Consider the following 19,096-nt stretch of genomic DNA (forward strand, 5'->3'; position numbering starts at 1 on the left):
TGTTGTGTGCATTGAATGTGGTGCTGCCGCTCAGGCGGCCTGGGTCGGGATCATCTGCGGCCGGGTCAGCACTTCCGGGCGCAATACCTCGGCCAGTTGCTCGGGGCTCATCAGCTTGCGTTCAAGCACGATCTCGGCGACGCCACGGCCGCTGAGGTGGGCTTCGGCGGCGATTTCGGTGGCGTTGGCGTAGCCGATGTAGGGGTTGAGCGCGGTGACGATGCCGATCGAGCGTTCGACGCTGGCGCGCAACGTCTCGCGGTTGGCGGTGATGCCGTCGACGCAGTAGTCGGCCAGCGTCTTGCAGCCTTTGCCGAGGTGCAGCACGCTCTTGAACAGGCTGTGGGCGATGATCGGCTCGAAGGCGTTGAGCTGGAGCTGGCCGGCTTCGGCGGCGAAGGTGACGGTGGTGTCGTTGCCGATCACTTCGAAGGCGATCTGGTTAACCACTTCCGGGATCACCGGATTGACCTTGCCCGGCATGATCGACGAGCCGGCCTGGCGCGGCGGCAGGTTGATTTCGCCGAAACCGGCACGTGGACCGGAGGAAAGCAGGCGCAGGTCGTTGCAGACCTTGGACAGCTTGACGGCGACGCGCTTGAGGACGCCGGACAGTTGCACGAAGCTGCCGCAGTCCTGCGTTGCCTCGATCAGGTTGGGGGCGGTGACGACCGGCACGCCGCTGATCTCGACCAGCTTGCGGCAGACGATGGCGGCGTAGTCCGGGTGCGCATTGATGCCGGTGCCGATGGCGGTGGCGCCGAGGTTGATTTCGCGGATCAGCAGCGCGGCTTCCTTGAGGCGTTCCTCGTCTTCACCGAGCATCACGGCGTAGGTCGAGAACTCCTGGCCGAGGGTCATCGGCACGGCGTCCTGCAACTGGGTGCGACCCATCTTCAGCACGTCGGCGAACTCCTCGGCTTTGCGCTCGAAGGCGCGGCGCAGGTAGGCCATGGCGTCGACCAGGCGGAAGATGCCGACATAGGTGGCCAGCTTCAATGCCGTCGGATAGACGTCATTGGTCGACTGGCTCATGTTGACGTGTTCGTTTGGGTGCAGGTGCTTGAACTCACCCTTGGCGTGACCGAGGATTTCCAGCGCCCGGTTGGCGATCACCTCGTTGGCGTTCATGTTGGTCGAGGTGCCGGCGCCGCCCTGGATGACGTCGACGACAAACTCCTGGTGCAGGCGGTTGTCGATCACTTCGTTACAGGCGGCGACGATGGCGTCGGCGCGCACGGCATCGAGCAGGCCGAGCTGCTGGTTGGCCTGGGCGGCGGCCTTCTTGATCTGGGCCAGGGCGCGGATCAGATCCGGATAGACGGCGATCGAAATGCCGGTGATGTCGAAGTTTTCCAGCGCGCGCAGGGTGTGGACGCCGTAATAGGCCGCGGCCGGGATTTCACGGTCGCCGAGCAGGTCGTGTTCAATGCGGTGGGATGGCTGTGTGTTCATGGTGTCTCCAGTGTTGTAGCCGGTCTGGTGTGGGCACACCGTCCGGTCCTATATCTATCGCACGCACCGTGCCAGCCGTGTTGCTCGGCTGGGGCATTGATTTGCAAAGGTTTTTCCTGGGCCGGGGCGGTGGGCCGGACGGGTTTCCGAAGGATGGGCGGTCCGGGGGGTTCGGTTTTCCGAACGGCAGGGGCGCCAATGCATCCTTTGCAAGGCCTGGATGTGTCACTCCCGCGCTGGCGCCCGGAAGGAAGTGCCCTTGGGGTGCGGGAGTCCTGGATTCCCGCCTGCGCGGGAATGACTATCTCTGGAGCCTGAGGCTGCTAAATCGCCGGTTTGTTGCCGCTTTCGGGCAGCCAGCCGAGCTTGCGGAACAGCCATTCAGTCGCCCACAGGCTGAAATAGGTGGCGAACCAGGCGAAGATGGTGTCGGACAGGAAATGCCCGCCCGGTACCATGCGGACCAGCGCGAACAGGCTGCCGAAGGCGAGGCTGGCGAGCAGCCAGCGGCGGCGCACGGCGGGGGCGCCGAGCCAGCCGAAAGCCATGATGAAGGCGGCGGTGGCGACATGACCGCTGACGAAGGAGCAATTGGCCTGGCACTGGTCGGCTGGCATGAAGGCCGGCGTGAATTGCTTGCTGCCGCCGAAATGCGTCGTGTTGACCGGTCGTGTCCGGCCGGAATGTTCCTTCAGCGTCGCGTCGACCAGCAGGATCGGGCCGGCCAGCGCGGCGACCAGCAGAAAGCCGAAGCTGACGCGGCGGGCGCGCAGCCGTGGCAGGCGCGACGAGAAGCTGAGTAGCCAGAGCAGTAGCAGGGTGACCAGCAGGCCCTGGCCGAGGCGCGGCAGGCCACGGTAGGGAATGGCCAGCCAGAGGTCTTCGCGGTTCAGCGCCCAGTGGCCGTCGCCGCGATAGAACAGGCCGCTGGCCAGCAGGTCGAGTTGCGGAAAGGCGATGAACAGCCCGGCCAGTAGGCCGCAGGCGATCAGCGCGATGCGAAGTTCAGTAGCCCTTGAATTCACGCAGCAGGTAAACATCCATGTCGCGCGTCGTCTGCGCGTCGAGCGGCGCTTTCAGCGTCGCCAGCTTTTCGACGGCGGCAAAGCGGCTGGCGAACTGGTCGGCCGGGTCCTGGGTGATCAGGATCGCGTCCTTGCCCAGCCACGGCCGCAGATCGGTGGTCAGCTTGTAATGGTCGCTCGCCACGCCGCTCGGGTTCCAGCTGGCGGCGGCCGGCTTCAGCTCGCGCAGTTCGTAGAGCATGTGGGCGAGCAGGGTACGGTTGTCGGCGACCAGCACGGCGCCGGGATGGGCCTGCATGATCGGCGTCAGCTGGCGGCCCAGTTCATCCCAGCCCCGGGCGCGGGTGAAGGGGCTCTTTTTTGCCGGATTTTGCACGTTGACCGCAGCAATCAGGCTGGGCCAGTGATAGACGAGGCCGACCAGCGCGATATTGAGGGCCAGGCCGATGACAAGTAGGCGTTTCTTCTCGCGCTGCAGCAGCCAGGCAACGGCGGCAATCGCGGCCGGGGCGAAGGCGGGGGCGGCCCAGTTGGCATTGGCGCTGCTCTTCATCGCCTGCGCCGAAACGACGGCCCACAGCGGCAGCGCGAACCAGAGCAGGAGCCGCGTCCGGTCGTCGCGCCAGCTCTGCCGGACCTGGGCGAGCAGGATGAAAAAGACGCTGCCGAGCACCGGGCCGAAGGAAATCCATTGTGCCGCCCAGAATTCGCCGAGCGCCTTGAGGCCACCGCCGGCCTTCTTGTTCAGTGTGATGTCGGCGGTGTGCTTCAGGGTCGGGAAATCGTTGGCAACATTCCAGTAGATGTTCGGCGCCAGGATGGCCAGCGCCAGCCCGGCCGCCAGCCAAGGTTTGAGCGAGGCCAGTCGGGTGCGATGGAAGGCGAGCAGGTGCAGGAAGGCGGCGCCGAGCCAGGCCGCCATCGTGTATTTGGAGAGCAGTCCGAGGCCACAGACGACGCCGAGCAGCAGCCAGTCGGCCCAGGCATCGCTGGCCAGCGCGCGCAGGTAGGCCCACAGCGCCAGCGCCCAGAACAGGGTGAGCAGGGCATCGGTCGACACGAACAGGCCGAGCCAGGAAAACATCGGTAGGGTCAGCACGGCGACGGCCGACCAGAAGGCGACGCGTGCATCGTACAGGCGGCGGGCGATGGCCCAGCAGGCGGCGGCGGCCAGCGGATAGCAGAGCATGGCCAGCGCCTTGACGCCGAGAATGCCGTCGCCGAACAGCGCCGTGGAGGCGGCGATCAGTGCCGCGACGCCGGGCGGCTTCGAGAAGTAGCCCCAGGCCAGGTGTTGTGCCCAGGTCCAGTATTGCGCTTCGTCGATGTAAAGCGTGATGCCGAGCTGCGGCACCACCCAGAAGCGCCAGGCGAGCAGCACGGCCGTCAGGCCGAACAGGATCTTGCCGCCGAATTTTGCGTAAATTCGGGCGTCTACCGCAGCAGTCACGCCGATTTGTGCCAGCCTTCGTCGGCCGCCAGTACGCGTTCCGGGCGGGCCGAATAGGAGCGGATGGTGCCGGATTCGAAGTAGATGCGGGCCAGCAGTTCAGCCAGCACGCCGGTGGTAATGAAGTGCACGCCGGCGATCAGGCCGCCGATGGCGACAATCAGCAACGGCCGGCCGCCGATCGGTTCGCCAAGGCCGAACTTGACCCAGGCCAGCCAGGTCAGCACCAGGCCGGCCAGGCCGGTCAGGACCAGGCCGATGCCGCCGAAGAAGTGGCCGGGGCGGGCGCGGAAGCGCATGAAGAAATAGACGGCGATCAGGTCGAGGATGACGCGGAAAGTGCGCGAAATGCCGTACTTGGAAACCCCGGCGGTGCGCGCGTGGTGCGTCGTCGGTTCCTGCGCGATGCGGCGCGGCGTCGTCACGGTGGCCAGCCAGGCCGGGATGAAGCGGTGCATTTCGCCGTACAGGCGCACGCTCTTGATGACGCTGCCGCGGAAAGCCTTGAGGCTGCAGCCGTAGTCGCGCAGCTTGACGCCGGTCATCCGGGCGATCAGCTTGTTGGCAATCTTCGATGGAATCTTGCGCAGGACCAGGCCGTCCTGGCGGTTCTGGCGCCAGCCGGCGACCAGGTCGAGGTCTTCGTTCAACAGGCGGGCAACCATGCGCGGGATGTCGATCGGGTCGTTCTGCAAGTCGCCGTCCATGGTGACGATGACGTCGCCGCGCGCCGCGTCGATACCGGCCTGCATGGCGGCGGTCTGCTTGAAGTTGCGGGTCAGTTCGACGATGCGGACGTGCGGGCCGTATTCGCGCGCCGACTGCAGGGCGCGCTCGACGGTGGCGTCGCTGCTGCCGTCATCGACCAGGACCAGTTCCCAAGGATGCTCATAGCCGACCAGCGCCTCATGCACGCGCTTGACCAGCGGTGCGATGTTGTCTTCCTCGTTGTAGAACGGGACGACGATGGAAAGGCTGTGCGGTGGGATGGAAATGGCGGCGCTCATAAGTGGATCCGGCGGGAAAGGCGGCATTTTAACTTGAAACCGGCGGGCCAACGCCGATTCTGCCCGGCTGCGGCTTCTCGGGGCGGCGAGGGGCGGGGGCTTGTTGTAGAATTTGTCGTTTACCGTATCGAGCAAGGAATCAACAGCATGCTGCTGATGATCGACAATTACGACAGCTTCACCTACAACATCGTCCAGTACTTTGGTGAGCTGGGCCAGGATGTGCAGGTTTTTCGTAACGACGCCATTTCAGTGGCCGATATTGCCCGCCTGAAGCCGGATTATCTGGTCATCTCGCCCGGCCCCTGCGCCCCGGCCCAGGCCGGCATTTCGCTGGCGGCGATCCGCGAATTTTCCGGCAAGATTCCGCTGCTCGGCGTCTGCCTTGGCCACCAGTCGATCGGCGAAGCCTTCGGCGGCAAGATTGTGCATGCCAAGCAGTTGATGCACGGCAAGGTGTCGCCGGTGCACCACAAGGATGTCGGCGTTTTCAAAGGTTTGCCCAATCCGCTGACCTGCACCCGCTACCACTCGCTGGCCATCGAGCGCGACAGCCTGCCAGACTGCCTGGAAATCACCGCCTGGACCGACGACGGCGAAATCATGGGCGTTCGCCACAAGACGCTGGCCGTCGAGGGCGTGCAGTTCCACCCCGAATCGATCCTGACCGAACGCGGTCACGACCTGCTCAAGAACTTCCTGGACGAACACAAGAAATGACCCCGCAAGCCGCCCTCCAGCGCGTGATCGAACACCGCGAAATTTTCCACGATGAAATGGTCTCGCTGATGCGCCAGATCATGGGCGGCGAAGTGACGCCGGTCATGATCGCCGCCATCATCACCGGCCTGCGCGTCAAGAAGGAAACCATTGGCGAGATCGCCGCTGCCGCCAGCGTCATGCGCGAGCTGGCGACGCCGGTCAAGGTGCCTTACGACCGCCGTTTCGTCGATATCGTTGGTACCGGCGGCGATGCCGCACACAGCTTCAACATTTCGACGACCTCTATCTTCGTTTGTGCCGCGGCCGGCGCCAAGGTGGCCAAGCACGGCGGGCGCAGCGTCTCGTCCAGTTCAGGCAGTGCCGATGTGCTGGAGGCGCTGGGCGCCGACATCATGCTGGCCCCCGAGCAGGTGGCCGCCTGCATCGAGGAAACCGGCATCGGCTTCATGTTCGCTCCCAACCACCACGGCGCGATGAAGCACGTCGCGCCGGTGCGCCGCGAAATGGGCGTCCGTACCATCTTTAATATTCTCGGCCCGCTGACTAATCCGGCCGCTGCCCCGAATACCTTGATGGGCGTTTTCCATCCCGATCTGGTCGGCATCCAGGTTCGTGTCATGCAGCGCCTGGGCGCCGAACGGGTGCTGGTCGTGCATGGCCGCGATGGGCTCGACGAAATTTCGCTCGGCGCGGCGACCCTGATCGGCGAGTTGAAGGACGGCCAGATCCGCGAATACGAAGTGCATCCGGAAGATTTCGGTCTGCAGATGTTGTCGCTGCGCAACCTGCGCGTCGCCAGTGCAGACGAATCGCGGGCCATGCTGCTTGGCGCGCTGGACAACCAGCCAGGGGCTGCCCGCGAGATCGTCTGTCTGAATGCCGGTGCCGCCCTCTATGTGGCGAACGCGGCGGACAGTATCGGCGACGGCATCGCCAAGGCGCGCGAGGCGATCGCCAGCGGCGCGGCGCGCGCCAAGCTCGATCAGTTCGTTCAATGCACCCGGCGATTGGGCGGCAAATGAGCGATATTCTCAACAAGATCATCGTCACCAAGCGCGAAGAGGTTGCTGCGGCGGTGGCCGTCAAGCCGCTGGCCGTGGTCGAGGCAGAAGCGGCCGCCCAGTCGGCGCCCCGTGATTTCGTCGGTGCCATCCGCCGCAAGATCACCGGCGGTCAACCGGCGGTCATCGCCGAAATCAAGAAGGCCAGCCCGTCGAAAGGCGTCATTCGCCCCGACTTCCAGCCGGCCGACATTGCGCAGAGCTATGAACAACATGGCGCCGCCTGCCTGTCGGTGCTGACCGATCGCCAGTATTTTCAGGGTTGCCCCGAGTACCTGCTGGCCGCCCGTGCCGCCTGCGCCTTGCCGGTCCTGCGCAAGGATTTCATGGTCGATGCCTACCAGGTCGCCGAAGCCCGCGCGATGGGTGCAGACTGCATCCTGCTTATCGCGGCCGCCCTGAGTCTTTCCGAAATGCAGGCGCTGGAAGCTCAGGCCCATGGCTACGGCATGGCGGTGCTGGTCGAAGTGCATAACGGCGAAGAACTCGATGCCGCGCTGCAACTGAAAACTCCACTGCTCGGCATCAACAATCGCAACCTGCGCACTTTCGAAGTGACGCTGGATACAACACTTGGCCTGCTGCCGAAGATTGGCGGCGAGCGCATCGTCGTCACCGAAAGCGGCATCCTCGCTCCGCAAGACGTCGCCCGTATGCGTGCCAGCAAGGTCGAAGCCTTCCTGGTTGGTGAAGCCTTCATGCGCGCCCCGGAGCCCGGCGTCGAACTGGCTCGCCTGTTTGCCTGACTAGTTGTTGCGTCGAAACAACAAAACTTTACAGAAGCATAGTCATAGTCCAAACAGCCGTTGCTACTGTCTTCCGCTCTTTGCGACAATCAAGCCCAACTTCTCAATCCGAGAGGTAAAGCTTAATCGGTTCGCAAGGGCCGATTAAAAACTAACCACTAAGGAGATTTTCTGATGCAAAAGAAGATTATCGCTCTGGCTGTTGCTGGCCTGGCTTCTACCGCTGCTTTCGCCCAATCCAACGTCACCATCTACGGTTCCGTCGATGCTGGCTACGCCTACCGTTGGGATGCTGAAAACAAGACCACCGGCCAACACAGCCGTTCTTCCCTCGACACCGGCGCTTCCGCTGGTAACCGTCTGGGCTTCAAGGGCGTCGAAGATCTGGGCAATGGCCTGAAGGCTGTCTTCCTGCTCGAGCAAGGCTTCTCTTTTGACGGTGGCAATTCCGGTAATGCTCAAGGTGGCCGTACCTACGGTCGTCAAGCTTACGTCGGCCTGACCGGTGGTTTCGGTACCGCCATTGCTGGTCGTCTCTACACCCCGTACTGGACCCTGACCTCCGGTACCGACCCGTTCGCTGCTGGTACTGTCGGCCAGATGCGTAACGTTTTCAGCTCTGGTGCTGGTCTTGACGGTCTTCTGGACCCGGCCCGTGTTGACAACGCAGTGGCTTACGTCTCGCCGAGCTTCGGTGGCTTTGATGTGACCGTTGCTTACGCAAATGCTGTCTCCCTGTCTGATGCTGCCAATCAGGAAAATGCTGGCGACAACTCCAAGAACAACACGGTTTATGCCTTGTTGGCCAAGTACTCGGCTGGTCCGGTGATGGCTGGTTTCAACGTCCATCGTATCGCTGTTGGTTCCACGATTGCCAATACGACCGCCAAGTCGGTTGACAACTACACCTTGGCCGGTACGTTCGATGCCAAGGTTGTCAAGCTGCACGCCATGGCTCAGTACAATGTCGTTGATAGCTCTGCTGTTCAGGGTGACTTCACCGGTAGCAACTACATGCTCGGCGCAACCGTTCCGCTCGGCAAGTTTGCACTGAAGACCTCGGTGACCTACTCCGATTTCAACGGCGATGCTAACAGCTCCCTCAAGGGTACGGCTACCCAGTACGCTTTTGGTGCTGACTATGCCCTGTCCAAGCGTACCAACCTGTACAGCGCATATTCCCTGATCGACTCCAGCTCTGCTCGTGCCGCCACGATCATGGGCATGAACGATGCTCAGGGTAACGGTGGTGTTGCTGCAACCGGCAACCCGTTCCAGCAGGGTATCCAAGTTGGTGTTCGTCACCAGTTCTAATCTGACTCCAGTCAGTTAGTACCAGAAAAGGGCGCTTCGGCGCCCTTTTTGTTGTGGTGCTTTTGCTGCGGCAAATGGACGAAAAAAAGCCCCGGAAAGCTCCGGGGCTTTTTATTGGCTGTTGTGGTCAGTCAACCAGAATCAGATTGTCGCGATGAATGATTTCCGGTTCGTCTACGTAGCCGAGTATGTCTTCGATTTCCGGTGTTGATTTGCGGGCGATCAGGCGGGCTTCGCCGCTGCCGTAGTTGCTCAGGCCGCGGGCGATTTCCTGGCCTTGCGGGTCGATGCAGGCGACGGCGGCGCCGCGTTCGAATTCGCCTTCGGCGGCGATCACACCGATCGGTAGCAGGCTTTTGCCCGATTTGAGGGCGTTGACCGCGCCGGTGTCGAGCAGCAGGCGGCCGGCTAGTTGCAGGTGATCGGCCAGCCACTGCTTGCGCGCGGCGAGGGCCGGGGTTTGCGAGACGAGCAGGGTGCCGACCGGTTCGCCGTTGGCCAGGCGGATGATCGGGTCGGTTTCGTGGCCGCTGGCGATGGCGGTGTGGGCGCCGCTGCGGGCGGCGCGTTTGGCGGCGATGACCTTGGTGATCATTCCGCCGGTGCCGACGCGGGTACCAGCGCCACCGGCCATGCCTTCCAGCGATTCGTCACCGGCGGTGGCTTCCTGGATCAGGGTGGCGTTCGGGTCCTTGCGCGGATCGGCTGTGTACAAGCCCTTCTGATCGGTCAGGATGATCAGCGCATCGGCTTCGATCAGGTTGGCGACCAGGGCGCCCAGGGTGTCGTTGTCGCCGAACTTGATCTCGTCGGTGACCACGGTGTCGTTTTCGTTGATGATCGGTACGACGCCCAGGCCAAGCAGTGTGGTCAGCGTCGAGCGGGCGTTCAGATAGCGTTTGCGGTCGGCCAGGTCGTCGTGGGTGAGGAGGATCTGGGCGGTTTGCAGGCCATGCTTGGAAAAAGCACCTTCATAGACCTGAACCAGGCCCATCTGGCCGACGGCGGCGGCAGCCTGCAGTTCATGGACCGACTTGGGGCGCTTCGCCCAGCCCAGGCGCTGCATGCCACAGGCGATAGCGCCGGAGGAGACGAGGACGACTTCCTTGCCTTGCTGATGCAAAACGCTGATCTGGCGCGCCCAGTCCTCGATTGCGGCAAGGTCGAGGCCGGTGCCGTTGTTGGTGACGAGGGCGGAGCCGACTTTGACGACCAGTCGTTTGGCGGAGGCGAGGCGGGTTGTGTTCATGCTTCTTCGTGATCAGCGGTTTCGGCGTCGTCGTCTTCGATTTCGGGGCGAGCCATCTGCTCGAGGGCTTCCTGGATGGCGTAGATCAGCGGCTTGGTGCCTTCGCCGTTGATGGCGGCAATCGGGAAAACCGGGCCGTCGTACTTGGTGGCTTTCTTGTAGGCCTTCAGGAAGTTTTTAATGGCTGTTTCGCGCTCTTCCTCGGGAATCAGGTCGAGCTTGTTGAGGACCAGCCAGCGCGGCTTGTGGGCCAGTTCCGGGTCGTGCTTGATCAGTTCGCCGACGATTGCCTTGGCGTCACGCACCGGGTCGGCATCGGGATCGATCGGCGCGATGTCGACGAGATGAAGCAGGATGCGGGTGCGTTGCAGGTGCTTCAGGAAGCGGATGCCGAGGCCGGCGCCGTCGGCGGCGCCTTCGATCAGGCCGGGGACGTCGGCCATCACGAAGCTCTTTTCGGCGCCGACGCGGACGACGCCGAGATTCGGGTGCAGCGTCGTGAAGGGGTAGTCGGCGACTTTTGGGCGGGCCGAGGAAACGGCGCGAATCAGTGTACTTTTGCCGGCATTGGGCAGCCCAAGCAGGCCGACGTCGGCGAGGACGCGCAACTCTAGGCTTACTTCGAACTCCTCGCCTTGCTCGCCATTGGTTTTCTGGCGCGGGGCGCGGTTGGTCGAGGACTTGAAGTGGATGTTGCCGAGGCCGCCCTTGCCGCCTTTGGCGAGCAGCACCTTCTTGTCGTGGGTGTCGAGGTCGGCCAGGATTTCGCCGGTGTTGAGGTCGGAGACAACCGTGCCGACCGGCATGCGGAGGATGATGTCTTCGCCGCCGGCGCCGTAGCAGTCGGCGCCGCCACCGTTTTCACCGCGCTTGCCGATGAATTTGCGGGTGTAGCGGTAGTCGACCAGGGTGTTGATGTTGCGGTCGGCGACGACGTAGATGCTGCCGCCCTTGCCGCCATCGCCGCCATTCGGGCCGCCCATCGGGATGTACTTTTCGCGACGGAAGGTCGCGGCGCCGTTGCCGCCGTCGCCGGCCTTTACGTAAATCTTGGCTTCGTCGATGAATTTCATGTTGGGCTTTCCCGTGGGGCCTGCCTTGGCTGGCCGGTTTTCATTGGTTTGAGCACTCGCCGTGAATGCGCAAGTCAATAAACAAAAAAGCCCTATCCGGCGGATAGGGCTTTCAGATTCCGCCTGGCCGAATTATTCGGCGGCCGGAACGATGGTCACCGTGCGGCGCTTCTTCTCGCCTTTGATGAGGAACTTCACAACGCCGTCCTTTAGTGCGAACAGGGTGTGATCCTTGCCGCAGCCGACGTTTTCGCCCGGGTGAAATTCGGTGCCACGCTGGCGAACGATGATGTTGCCGGCGAGAACAAATTGACCGCCGTAGCGCTTGACGCCCAGTCGTTGGGCTTGTGAGTCGCGGCCGTTACGTGAACTACCGCCTGCTTTTTTGTGTGCCATTTAGTTAGCTCCTTGTCTGAACTTAAGCGGCGATCGAATCGATGCGCAGTTCGGTGTAGTTCTGACGATGGCCTTGATGCTTTTGGTAATGCTTACGACGACGCATCTTGAAGATCTTGACCTTGTCGTGGCGGCCGTGGGAAATCACGGTGGCTTTGACGGTGGCGCCAGCAAGGAAGGGAGCGCCGATCTTTACCGACTCGCCTTCGCCTGCCATGAGGACCTGGTCAAGGGTAACTTCTGCGCCAACGTCTGCCGGTATCTGTTCTACTTTAAGTTTTAGACCATTGGTAACGCGATACTGCTTACCGCCGGTTTTTATGACCGCATACATGGGTTGGACTCCGAAAATAATACAAAGGGTGCTACAAAGAACCGCGCATTATACGGAAAATCTCTGAGAAGTCAAAGCCTTGTCTTGGCGTTGTGGTAGACTTTTCGCCTTTCCATCCACCCTTTTGCCGCTTTCCTCTCGCAGAGGGCGACGGCAGAATCGTGAGTCGTTTCGACTCCGTAAATCTGGAGCTTTTCATGGCTGAAATCACTACGGCCTCCGGCCTTGTCTACGAAGATACCGTTGTTGGCGAAGGCGTTGAAGCCAAGGCCGGCGACCACGTTGTTGTCCATTACACCGGCTGGCTGACCAACGGCAGCAAGTTCGATTCGAGCAAGGATCGCAACGACCCGTTTGATTTCCCGCTCGGCCAGCGTCACGTCATCGCCGGTTGGGACGAAGGCGTCCAGGGCATGAAGGTCGGTGGCACGCGCAAGCTGACCATTCCGGCTGAACTCGGCTACGGCGCTCGCGGTGCCGGTGGCGTCATTCCGCCGAACGCGACGCTGGTTTTCGAGGTTGAACTGCTAGCCGTGCAATGAGCGGTTTCGACAAAGAGAAGAAACCCGGGCAGCCGCCCAGCGAAGCGGCTGCAGACGACCCGTGGGCCAAATGGCGCAAGCCGACGGAGACGCCTGCGGTCGACGTGGCAAAACCGGCAAAAACCAGGCCGGCCGCCGAGCCGGTGGTGACCGCCGCAGCCGAGCCGGCCGTCAAGCGCGAAAAGCCGGTCGGCACGCTGGGCGTCAATAAGGACGTCGCCCCGTCGCCACGCGCGCCGAACCGGAAGCCGCTGCGCGGTGGTCCGCCGCCGCGCCAGACGGCATCGGCCAAGTACGATGCAACGGGCAGCAAGAAGGTGCCGGCCGCCAAGCCCGCGCCGCTTGCCAAGCCGGCACCGGCTCCGCGGCCGGAGCGCGATCCGAATGCGCCGCCGCCGGAAGGTGTGCGTTTGTCCAAGGTGATGTCCGAACGCGGCATGTGTTCGCGGCGCGAGGCCGATTTGTGGATCGAGCGCGGCTGGGTCTTCGTCGATGGCGAGCGGGTCAGCGAGCTGGGGACGCGGATCAAGGCGGATGCCGAGATTTCGATCTCGAAAGAAGCCAAGCACGATCAGGCCAAGCAGGTCACGGTCTTGCTCAACAAGCCGGTCGGCTACGTTTCCGGTCAGCCGGAGCCCGGCTTTACGCCGGCGATCACGCTGATCACCGCCGATAACCAGCTCAAGCAGTCGGGCGATCCCGAGTTCAAGCCGTGGATGCTGCGCAGCCTGGCGCCGTCCGGCCGGCTCGATATCGATTCGACCGGTTTGCTGGTCCTGACCCAGGATGGCCGGGTGGCCAAGAAGCTGATCGGTGACGACAGCCAGGTCGAGAAGGAATATCTGGTTCGCGTTGCCGGCGAGATGATCAAGGGCGGCCTCGAATTGCTTAACCACGGCCTCGAACTCGATGGTCAGGCGCTGAAGCCGGCGCGGGTCAAGCAGTTGAACGAAGACCAGTTGCACTTCATCCTGAAGGAAGGCAAGAAGCGCCAGATTCGCCGGATGTGTGAACTGGTCGGCTTGCGCGTCATCGGATTGAAGCGAGTGCGCATTGGTCGCGTCAAGCTGGGGGACCTGGAAATAGGTCAGTGGCGGTTCCTGCGGGCTGACGAGGCCTTCTGATTTTGGCGACTTTGCCCGGTTAGCTCGGGGGCCGGCTTTCGAAGCCATGGCCGTGGAAAAACAAAAACGCCGGCCGGTGAATCACCGGGCCGGCGTTTTTTTTGAGCCAGCTGAAAATCAGGCAGTGCCGCTCGGTGCGGCGGCGCGGACGGGCGGCATCATCTGGCATTCGCCTTCGATGACGACCTTGCCGGCAACGGTGCACACGGTATCCAGCACCACGCGATTCTTGGCGACATTGACTTCCTTGACGGTGACGGTGGCGCGCACGGTGTCGCCCGGGCGAACCGGCGCCTTGAACTTCAGCGTTTGCGACAGGTAGATGGTGCCGGGACCGGGCAGGTGGTTGGCCAGTACGGCGGAGATGAAACCGGCCGACAGCATGCCGTGGGCGATGCGGCCACCGAACATGGTGGTCTTGGCGTATTCCTCATCGAGGTGGGCCGGATTGACGTCGGTCGAGATGCCGGCGAACAGGATGATGTCGGCTTCAGTGACGGTCTTGGCAATGCTGGCGGACATGCCGGGTTGCAGTTGGTCGATGTGATACGCCATTGCTGGACTCCTTGCTGAGTTTATTTAAATTGGAAGTAGAACTTTAGCACGTCATTCCGTCCGCAATGCCTCAACAGGGTCGAGTTTGGCGGCTCGGCGGGCGGGCAGGACGCCGGCGGCGAGGCCGATCGAGATGGCAACCAACTCGGCGAGGAGGACGAAACTGAGCGGGGTATGTACCGGCAGAGCGGGGACGGCGAGGTGGATCAACTGGGCCAGTCCGACGCCGAGCAGCAGGCCGAGAACGCCGCCGAGTGCAGAGAGGGCAACCGCCTCGCCGAGAAAGAGGGCGAGAATGGTGCGCCGCGGGGCGCCGAGGGCGACCAGCAGGCCGATTTCGCCGGTTCGCTCACTGACTGCGATGGTCATGATGGTGACGATGCCAACCCCGCCAACCAGCAGCGAAATGCCGCCGAGGGCGCCGACCGCCATGGTCAGCACGTTGAGGATGTTGGACAGCGTCTTCAGCATCTCCTCCTGGGTGACGATGGTGAAGTCCTCGCGGCCATGGCGGGCGATCAGGCGTTCCTTGATGGCGGCGGCGATGCTGGCCGAAGGCACCCCTTCTTCGGCGGCGATGTTGATTTCATCGACACCTTCGCGGTTGAACAGCTCCTGGGCGCGGGCGGCCGGGATGAAGGCGGTGTCGTCGAGATCGATGCCAAGAAACTGGCCTTTCGGCGCCATCACGCCGATCACCCGGAAATGCAGGCCGCCGATGCGCAGGCGCTGGCCGAGCGGGTTGTCGCTGCCGAACAGTTCATTCTTGACCTTGGAGCCGAGGACGACGAAGGCGCGAGCACTGCCTTCATCGTCGGCCGGCAGAAATTGCCCGCTCTGGATGGTCGACCGGAAGATCACCGGCAATTTGGCATTGACGCCGTAGACCAGCGTCCGGCGCGTGCGGCCGTTGCCCTCGACTTCGGCGTTACCGCGCACGTTGGGGGTGACGGCGACGACGTGTGGCAGGCGTTCGAGGGATTTGGCGTCTTCCAGCGACAGCGGCCGGGCGCTCGACGGCAGGCCGGAGGTCGAACCGCCGGTCTTGGTCTTGCCGGGGGCCACAGCAATGACGTTGGTGCCAAACTGCGTGAATTCGCCGAGCACGAAGCGGTGAATCCCTTCGCCGATCGAAGTGAGCAGGATCACTGCCGCAATACCGACGGCGATGCCGAGCAGGGTCAGGAAGCTGCGCAGGCGCTGGGCGGCGATGGCGCGGGTGGCGAGTTGGAGCGAATCGGCGAAGCGCATTTCAGTGCTTCATCAAGGCTTGCACTGGGTCGAGCCGGGCGGCGCGGCGGGCCGGCATGACGCCGAACAGCAGGCCGGTGCCGAGCGCGGTGCCGAGTCCGGCAATCACGGCCCAGTCCGGCGGGTAGGCGGGAAAGACCGGAAAGGCCTGGCGCAGCGCGAAGGCGCCCAGCTGGCCGAGCAGGTAGCCGACCAGTGCGCCGACCGCGGAGAGCATCGCCGCCTCGGCCAGGAAGGCCAGCCGGATGGTCCGCGCCGTGGCGCCGAGCGCCTTGAGCAGGCCGATTTCGCCGGTGCGCTGGGTGACGGCGACGAGCATGACGTTCATCACCAAAATGCCGGCGACGGCCAGGCTGATTGCGGCGATGCCGGCGACGCCGAGGGTCAGCGCGCCGAGCAGCTTGTCGAAGGTGGCCAGCACGGCATCCTGGGTGATGACGGTGACGTCCTCCTCGCCGCGATGGCGCTGCTTGATTAGGTTCATCACCTGCTCCTTGGCGTCGGGAATCGCTTCGCGGCTCTTGGCCTCGACCAGGATGCGGAACAGGGTGTTGGAGTTGAACATGGCCTGGGCCAGCGAAACCGGCACGATGACCAGTTCGTCGGTATTCATGCCCAGCCCCTGACCGACCGACTTGAGGACGCCGACGACGCGCAGGCGGCGGTCGCCGACGCGGATCAACTGGCCGACTGCCGGTTCGCTGCCGAACATTTCCTCGCGAATCTTGGAACCGATGACGGCGACCGAGGATCCTCGATTCCAGTCCTCTTCCGGCAAGCCCTGACCCTGGGCCAGCTCGAAGTTGCGGATCGGGATGAAGTCGCTGGTCGAGCCGGCCACCATCACTTCGCGTAAACGGCCGCCGAAACTGATTTCCGAGGTGCCGACGGCGAGCGGCGCAACCCGTTTGACGGCCGGAACGCGCTGCAGCGAGGCTGCGTCATCGACGCTCAAGTCGCGCGGCGTCGTCGTGATGGCGTTGGCCGGGTTGAAGCCGCCAGTCCCGGAACGGCCGGGCAAGACGATGACGAGGTTGGTGCCGATCGACGAAAACTGGCCGACGACGTAGCGTCGCGCCCCGTCGCCGAGCGCAGTGAGGACGACGACGGCGGCGACGCCGATCGACATCGCCAGCACCGACAAGGTCGTCCGCATCGGGTAGCCGGTGGCGGCATCGCGGGCGAAACGCAGGGTGTCGGCGAAGCGCATGGGCTAGCCGGGGGGGCGGGCGCTGTCGACCTTCAGTCGGCCGTCTTCCATGGCCAGCTGGCGTCGCGAACGGGCGCCGAGCACCTGGTCGTGGGTGACGACGACCAGCGTGACGCCCTTGCCGTTGAGCGCTTCGAGCAGATGCATGACCTCTTCGCCGGTCTGCCGGTCGAGGTTGCCGGTCGGTTCGTCGGCCAGGATCAAGGCCGGCTGCATGATGGTGGCACGGGCGATGGCAACGCGCTGGCGCTGGCCACCGGAAAGCTGGTCGGGCCGGTGGTCGGCACGGTGTTCGAGGCCGAAATCTTGCAGTGCCTGGGTGACCCGCTTGTTCCGCTCGGCGGCCGCAATGCCGGCCAGCGTCATCGGCAACGCAATGTTTTCGGCAGCGGTCAGCCGGGGTACCAGATGAAAGCTCTGGAAGACGAAGCCGATCCGCTCGCTGCGTACCCGCGCCTGCTCGTCGGGCGACAGCGTCGTCACGTCGCGCCCTTCCAGCCGGTAGGTGCCGGTATTGGGCCGGTCGAGCAGGCCGAGCAGATTGAGCAGCGTCGATTTGCCGGAGCCCGACGGGCCCATCACGGCGACATATTCGCCGGCCTCGATGGTGAGGTCGAGGCCGCTCAGGGCGTGGACTTCGGTGTCGCCGAGCTGGAAAACGCGCTCGATGCCGGAGAGTTCGATCAGCGCCATGCGCCTACTTCGCCTTGGCTTTGTCGTCAGGCGTCACCTTCGCCCCGGCCTTGACGCCTTCCTTCTCCAGCGAGGTGACGATGCGGTCGCCGGCACTCAGTCCGTCCAGCACTTCGGTGTATTCCCAGTTGGCCAGCCCGGCCTTGATCTGGCGCTCTTCCAGCTTGCCGCTGTCGGCATTGAAGACCAGCACGCGGCCGCCTTCCTGGATGGCTGCGGTCGGAATGCGCAGCACTTGGTCGCGGCCGGCGAGAATGATTTCGACGTCGGCGCTGTAGCCGACCAGCAGCTTGCCGGTCGCTTCCGGCTGATCGAAATCGACTTCGATATCGACCGTGCGCGCCTGCTTTTCGACAGCCGAGACGTAAGGGGCGACGCGCCGCACCTTGCCGGGAATCTGCTTGCCGGGCAGTGCGTCGAGCGTGATGCGCACGGTCTGGCCGGCCTTGATCTTCGGTGCATCGACCTCATCCATCGGCGCCTTGACGTAGAGGCAGGAATCGTCGATCAGATCGATTGCCGGCGGCGTCGGGACGCCGGGAGGCGACGGGGTCGAGTATTCGCCCAGTTCGCCGACGATCTTGGCGACCGTGCCGTCGAACGGTGCGTAGAGTGCGACGCGGCCCTGTTCGACGCGGGTCGCCCGGAACTTGGCCTCGGCCTGGGCGACGTCGGCCTTGGCCGTGTTGCAACTGGCCCGGCGGACTTCGGCATCGGTGCGGGCGGCTTCCTCGCGACTGCTCGAGATGAAACCCTTTTCCCGCAACTCGCTTTGCCTTTTTGCCTCTTTTTCTGCGTTGACCGCAGCAATGCAGACTTCCTCGACCCGCTTGCCGGCCAGCACGACCTGCGCCTGCGATAGCGCGGCCTGGGCCTGCTGGTCATCGTTCCACAGTTTGAGCAGCAACTGGCCTTTCTTGACGCGGTCGCCTTCCTTGACGCCGAGATATTCGATGCGGCCGCCGATGATCGTGGACAGCTTGGTGCGCTGGCAGGCTTCGACGGTGCCGGCCCGGGTGTTGGCCAAGGTCGCTTCGACCTTGCCGGCGGCGACTTCCTTGAGGATGACCGGGATCGGCTGCGGCCGGTTGAACCAGAACAGAGCGAGACCGATAAGGGTGATGACGACAGCGATGAGGGCGATGCGGCGCATGCTGATTCCTAACGAAAGCCGGGGAGCCAGCCGGACTGGGCGTGGCCGGCGACCGGCTCGAGGGCGCCCTGGTAGAGCGCCTCGATCACCGGCGGCTCCTGCCACGGCTCGTTCATGAAGGTCAGGCCGACTTCTTCGACGGTCTTGCCCGACCAGTAGTATTCGGCAACTTCGTCGAGCGCCGACAGTGACAGGTTGTGCGGCAGGCGCAGGTAGTCCAGCCAGCTGGCATCGTGGAAGGAGCAGATGTAGGCGGCCTTGGTCTTGGCGCAGGCGAGGTTCTTGCCAAAGATTTTTTGCGGGTGCTTGCTGCGGAAAGTCATCGCATCGGTGCGCGTCGCAAACAGCAGCAGGGCGTGCAGGCGGCTGGGGAAATGGTTGTAGCGGCGCTGCCGGAAATATTCGAGGTGGTACTCGGCAAAGTAGTTCTGCACCGAAATCAGCTGGTCGCCCGGCGTCGGCCCGCCGCCTTCAGGCGAGGCCAGCGTGGCGCCGAAAGGGCTGCCCTTGAGAATGTCCCAGCCCGGCAACTCCGAGTCCGGCTCCAGCCAGCAGAAGAGCTCCAGCGTAACGGTATCCTTGATCAGGTTATCCATGGTTCCAGGGGCGGACGGCAACGATTCGTCATTCTCGCCCATCCGGCGCAGTTGACCAACCAATCCGGTAATTTGACGTGCTCCGTCCCCGAATATGACATATCATAAATTTCACGACGAATGCATTGAATAGGGGGCT

Annotated in this window: 20 protein-coding genes; 6 read left to right on the forward strand and 14 right to left on the reverse strand. The window is 63.5% G+C overall.

The genetic code is table 11. The features are described from left to right. Positions 1–30: 30 nt before the first annotated feature. The 4 genes from aspA to GH663_RS15145 form a co-directional block, all read right to left on the reverse strand. Complete coding sequence (gene aspA, locus GH663_RS15130) at positions 31–1,455, reverse strand: aspartate ammonia-lyase (RefSeq protein WP_153132548.1); 1,425 nt, start codon at positions 1,453–1,455, stop codon at positions 31–33. A gap of 323 nt (positions 1,456–1,778) precedes the next feature. After that, the gene (locus GH663_RS15135; protein ID WP_170291436.1) at positions 1,779–2,480 is read right to left on the reverse strand and encodes a phosphatase PAP2 family protein; all 702 of its coding nucleotides are present in this window, start codon (positions 2,478–2,480) and stop codon (positions 1,779–1,781) included. Then, a complete protein-coding gene (locus GH663_RS15140; RefSeq protein ID WP_170291437.1) occupies positions 2,461–3,930 on the reverse strand; it encodes a glycosyltransferase family 39 protein in 1,470 nt (489 codons plus the stop codon). Before GH663_RS15140 ends, GH663_RS15135 begins: the two co-directional genes overlap by 20 nt. Continuing rightward, positions 3,927–4,937 carry a glycosyltransferase family 2 protein gene (locus GH663_RS15145; RefSeq protein WP_153132551.1) on the reverse strand — a complete coding sequence of 337 codons (1,011 nt, stop codon included), beginning with the start codon at positions 4,935–4,937 and terminating at the stop codon, positions 3,927–3,929. Before GH663_RS15145 ends, GH663_RS15140 begins: the two co-directional genes overlap by 4 nt. A gap of 147 nt (positions 4,938–5,084) precedes the next feature. On the opposite strand from GH663_RS15145, the gene GH663_RS15150 reads away from it, so the two are divergent. The 4 genes from GH663_RS15150 to GH663_RS15165 all read left to right on the forward strand — a co-directional run bounded on the left by GH663_RS15150 (position 5,085) and on the right by GH663_RS15165 (position 8,781). Continuing rightward, positions 5,085–5,657, forward strand: coding sequence for an aminodeoxychorismate/anthranilate synthase component II (locus GH663_RS15150; RefSeq protein WP_153132552.1), 573 nt, complete (start codon positions 5,085–5,087; stop codon positions 5,655–5,657). Then, complete coding sequence (trpD, locus tag GH663_RS15155) at positions 5,654–6,682, forward strand: anthranilate phosphoribosyltransferase (RefSeq protein ID WP_153132553.1); 1,029 nt, start codon at positions 5,654–5,656, stop codon at positions 6,680–6,682. The genes GH663_RS15150 and trpD overlap by 4 nt, the downstream gene beginning before the upstream one ends. Next, positions 6,679–7,467, forward strand: coding sequence for an indole-3-glycerol phosphate synthase TrpC (gene trpC / locus GH663_RS15160; RefSeq protein WP_153132554.1), 789 nt, complete (start codon positions 6,679–6,681; stop codon positions 7,465–7,467). The genes trpD and trpC overlap by 4 nt, the downstream gene beginning before the upstream one ends. 174 nt (positions 7,468–7,641) lie before the next feature. Beyond that, positions 7,642–8,781, forward strand: coding sequence for a porin (locus tag GH663_RS15165; RefSeq protein WP_153132555.1), 1,140 nt, complete (start codon positions 7,642–7,644; stop codon positions 8,779–8,781). 127 nt (positions 8,782–8,908) lie between these two features. Here GH663_RS15165 and proB read toward each other — a convergent pair whose 3' ends face one another. From proB to rplU, 4 genes are all read right to left on the reverse strand, one after another. Then, a complete protein-coding gene (gene proB / locus GH663_RS15170) occupies positions 8,909–10,030 on the reverse strand; it encodes a glutamate 5-kinase (protein ID WP_153132556.1) in 1,122 nt (373 codons plus the stop codon). Next, positions 10,027–11,103 carry an Obg family GTPase CgtA gene (cgtA, locus tag GH663_RS15175; protein ID WP_153132557.1) on the reverse strand — a complete coding sequence of 359 codons (1,077 nt, stop codon included), beginning with the start codon at positions 11,101–11,103 and terminating at the stop codon, positions 10,027–10,029. Before cgtA ends, proB begins: the two co-directional genes overlap by 4 nt. Positions 11,104–11,235: 132 nt before the next feature. Next, on the reverse strand, positions 11,236–11,499 hold the full coding sequence (gene rpmA, locus GH663_RS15180) for a 50S ribosomal protein L27 (RefSeq protein WP_066882855.1): 264 nt from the start codon (positions 11,497–11,499) through the stop codon (positions 11,236–11,238). Positions 11,500–11,521: 22 nt separating this feature from the next. Beyond that, positions 11,522–11,833 (reverse strand): 50S ribosomal protein L21, encoded by a 312-nt coding sequence (gene rplU / locus GH663_RS15185; protein ID WP_066882854.1) that lies wholly within the window; start codon positions 11,831–11,833, stop codon positions 11,522–11,524. 197 nt (positions 11,834–12,030) lie between these two features. On the opposite strand from rplU, the gene GH663_RS15190 reads away from it, so the two are divergent. Further along, entirely contained in the window at positions 12,031–12,375 is a 345-nt protein-coding gene (locus GH663_RS15190; RefSeq protein WP_153132558.1) for an FKBP-type peptidyl-prolyl cis-trans isomerase, read from the forward strand. Beyond that, complete coding sequence (locus tag GH663_RS15195; protein WP_153132559.1) at positions 12,372–13,499, forward strand: pseudouridine synthase; 1,128 nt, start codon at positions 12,372–12,374, stop codon at positions 13,497–13,499. The genes GH663_RS15190 and GH663_RS15195 overlap by 4 nt, the downstream gene beginning before the upstream one ends. 117 nt (positions 13,500–13,616) lie before the next feature. Here GH663_RS15195 and GH663_RS15200 read toward each other — a convergent pair whose 3' ends face one another. From GH663_RS15200 to GH663_RS15225, 6 genes are read right to left on the reverse strand one after another with little or no spacing between them, the layout of a single operon-like run. Continuing rightward, positions 13,617–14,054, reverse strand: coding sequence for a MaoC family dehydratase (locus GH663_RS15200; RefSeq protein WP_153132560.1), 438 nt, complete (start codon positions 14,052–14,054; stop codon positions 13,617–13,619). 51 nt (positions 14,055–14,105) lie between these two features. Further along, on the reverse strand, positions 14,106–15,305 hold the full coding sequence (locus GH663_RS15205; RefSeq protein ID WP_153132561.1) for an ABC transporter permease: 1,200 nt from the start codon (positions 15,303–15,305) through the stop codon (positions 14,106–14,108). A gap of 1 nt (position 15,306) precedes the next feature. Beyond that, positions 15,307–16,515 (reverse strand): ABC transporter permease, encoded by a 1,209-nt coding sequence (locus tag GH663_RS15210; RefSeq protein ID WP_153132562.1) that lies wholly within the window; start codon positions 16,513–16,515, stop codon positions 15,307–15,309. A gap of 3 nt (positions 16,516–16,518) precedes the next feature. Further along, entirely contained in the window at positions 16,519–17,208 is a 690-nt protein-coding gene (locus GH663_RS15215) for an ABC transporter ATP-binding protein (protein WP_153132563.1), read from the reverse strand. 4 nt (positions 17,209–17,212) lie between these two features. Further along, positions 17,213–18,361: an efflux RND transporter periplasmic adaptor subunit gene (locus GH663_RS15220; RefSeq protein WP_153132564.1), complete on the reverse strand. Its 1,149-nt coding sequence runs from the start codon at positions 18,359–18,361 to the stop codon at positions 17,213–17,215. An 8-nt stretch (positions 18,362–18,369) separates the two neighbouring features. Then, a complete protein-coding gene (locus tag GH663_RS15225; protein ID WP_066882847.1) occupies positions 18,370–18,957 on the reverse strand; it encodes a hypothetical protein in 588 nt (195 codons plus the stop codon). Between the last annotated feature and the right edge of the window lie 139 nt (positions 18,958–19,096).

The organism is Dechloromonas hortensis (assembly GCF_009469765.1).
Lineage (GTDB): Bacteria > Pseudomonadota > Gammaproteobacteria > Burkholderiales > Rhodocyclaceae > Azonexus > Azonexus hortensis.

Coding starts and splice junctions, on each gene's coding strand:
- aspA (WP_153132548.1), bottom strand. CDS start 1,455: ATGAACACACAGCCATCCCACCGCATTGAACACGACCTGCTCGGCGAC.
- GH663_RS15145 (WP_153132551.1), bottom strand. CDS start 4,937: ATGAGCGCCGCCATTTCCATCCCACCGCACAGCCTTTCCATCGTCGTC.
- GH663_RS15150 (WP_153132552.1), top strand. CDS start 5,085: ATGCTGCTGATGATCGACAATTACGACAGCTTCACCTACAACATCGTC.
- trpD (WP_153132553.1), top strand. CDS start 5,654: ATGACCCCGCAAGCCGCCCTCCAGCGCGTGATCGAACACCGCGAAATT.
- trpC (WP_153132554.1), top strand. CDS start 6,679: ATGAGCGATATTCTCAACAAGATCATCGTCACCAAGCGCGAAGAGGTT.
- GH663_RS15165 (WP_153132555.1), top strand. CDS start 7,642: ATGCAAAAGAAGATTATCGCTCTGGCTGTTGCTGGCCTGGCTTCTACC.
- proB (WP_153132556.1), bottom strand. CDS start 10,030: ATGAACACAACCCGCCTCGCCTCCGCCAAACGACTGGTCGTCAAAGTC.
- cgtA (WP_153132557.1), bottom strand. CDS start 11,103: ATGAAATTCATCGACGAAGCCAAGATTTACGTAAAGGCCGGCGACGGC.
- rpmA (WP_066882855.1), bottom strand. CDS start 11,499: ATGGCACACAAAAAAGCAGGCGGTAGTTCACGTAACGGCCGCGACTCA.
- rplU (WP_066882854.1), bottom strand. CDS start 11,833: ATGTATGCGGTCATAAAAACCGGCGGTAAGCAGTATCGCGTTACCAAT.
- GH663_RS15190 (WP_153132558.1), top strand. CDS start 12,031: ATGGCTGAAATCACTACGGCCTCCGGCCTTGTCTACGAAGATACCGTT.
- GH663_RS15195 (WP_153132559.1), top strand. CDS start 12,372: ATGAGCGGTTTCGACAAAGAGAAGAAACCCGGGCAGCCGCCCAGCGAA.
- GH663_RS15200 (WP_153132560.1), bottom strand. CDS start 14,054: ATGGCGTATCACATCGACCAACTGCAACCCGGCATGTCCGCCAGCATT.
- GH663_RS15205 (WP_153132561.1), bottom strand. CDS start 15,305: ATGCGCTTCGCCGATTCGCTCCAACTCGCCACCCGCGCCATCGCCGCC.
- GH663_RS15210 (WP_153132562.1), bottom strand. CDS start 16,515: ATGCGCTTCGCCGACACCCTGCGTTTCGCCCGCGATGCCGCCACCGGC.
- GH663_RS15215 (WP_153132563.1), bottom strand. CDS start 17,208: ATGGCGCTGATCGAACTCTCCGGCATCGAGCGCGTTTTCCAGCTCGGC.
- GH663_RS15220 (WP_153132564.1), bottom strand. CDS start 18,361: ATGCGCCGCATCGCCCTCATCGCTGTCGTCATCACCCTTATCGGTCTC.
- GH663_RS15225 (WP_066882847.1), bottom strand. CDS start 18,957: ATGGATAACCTGATCAAGGATACCGTTACGCTGGAGCTCTTCTGCTGG.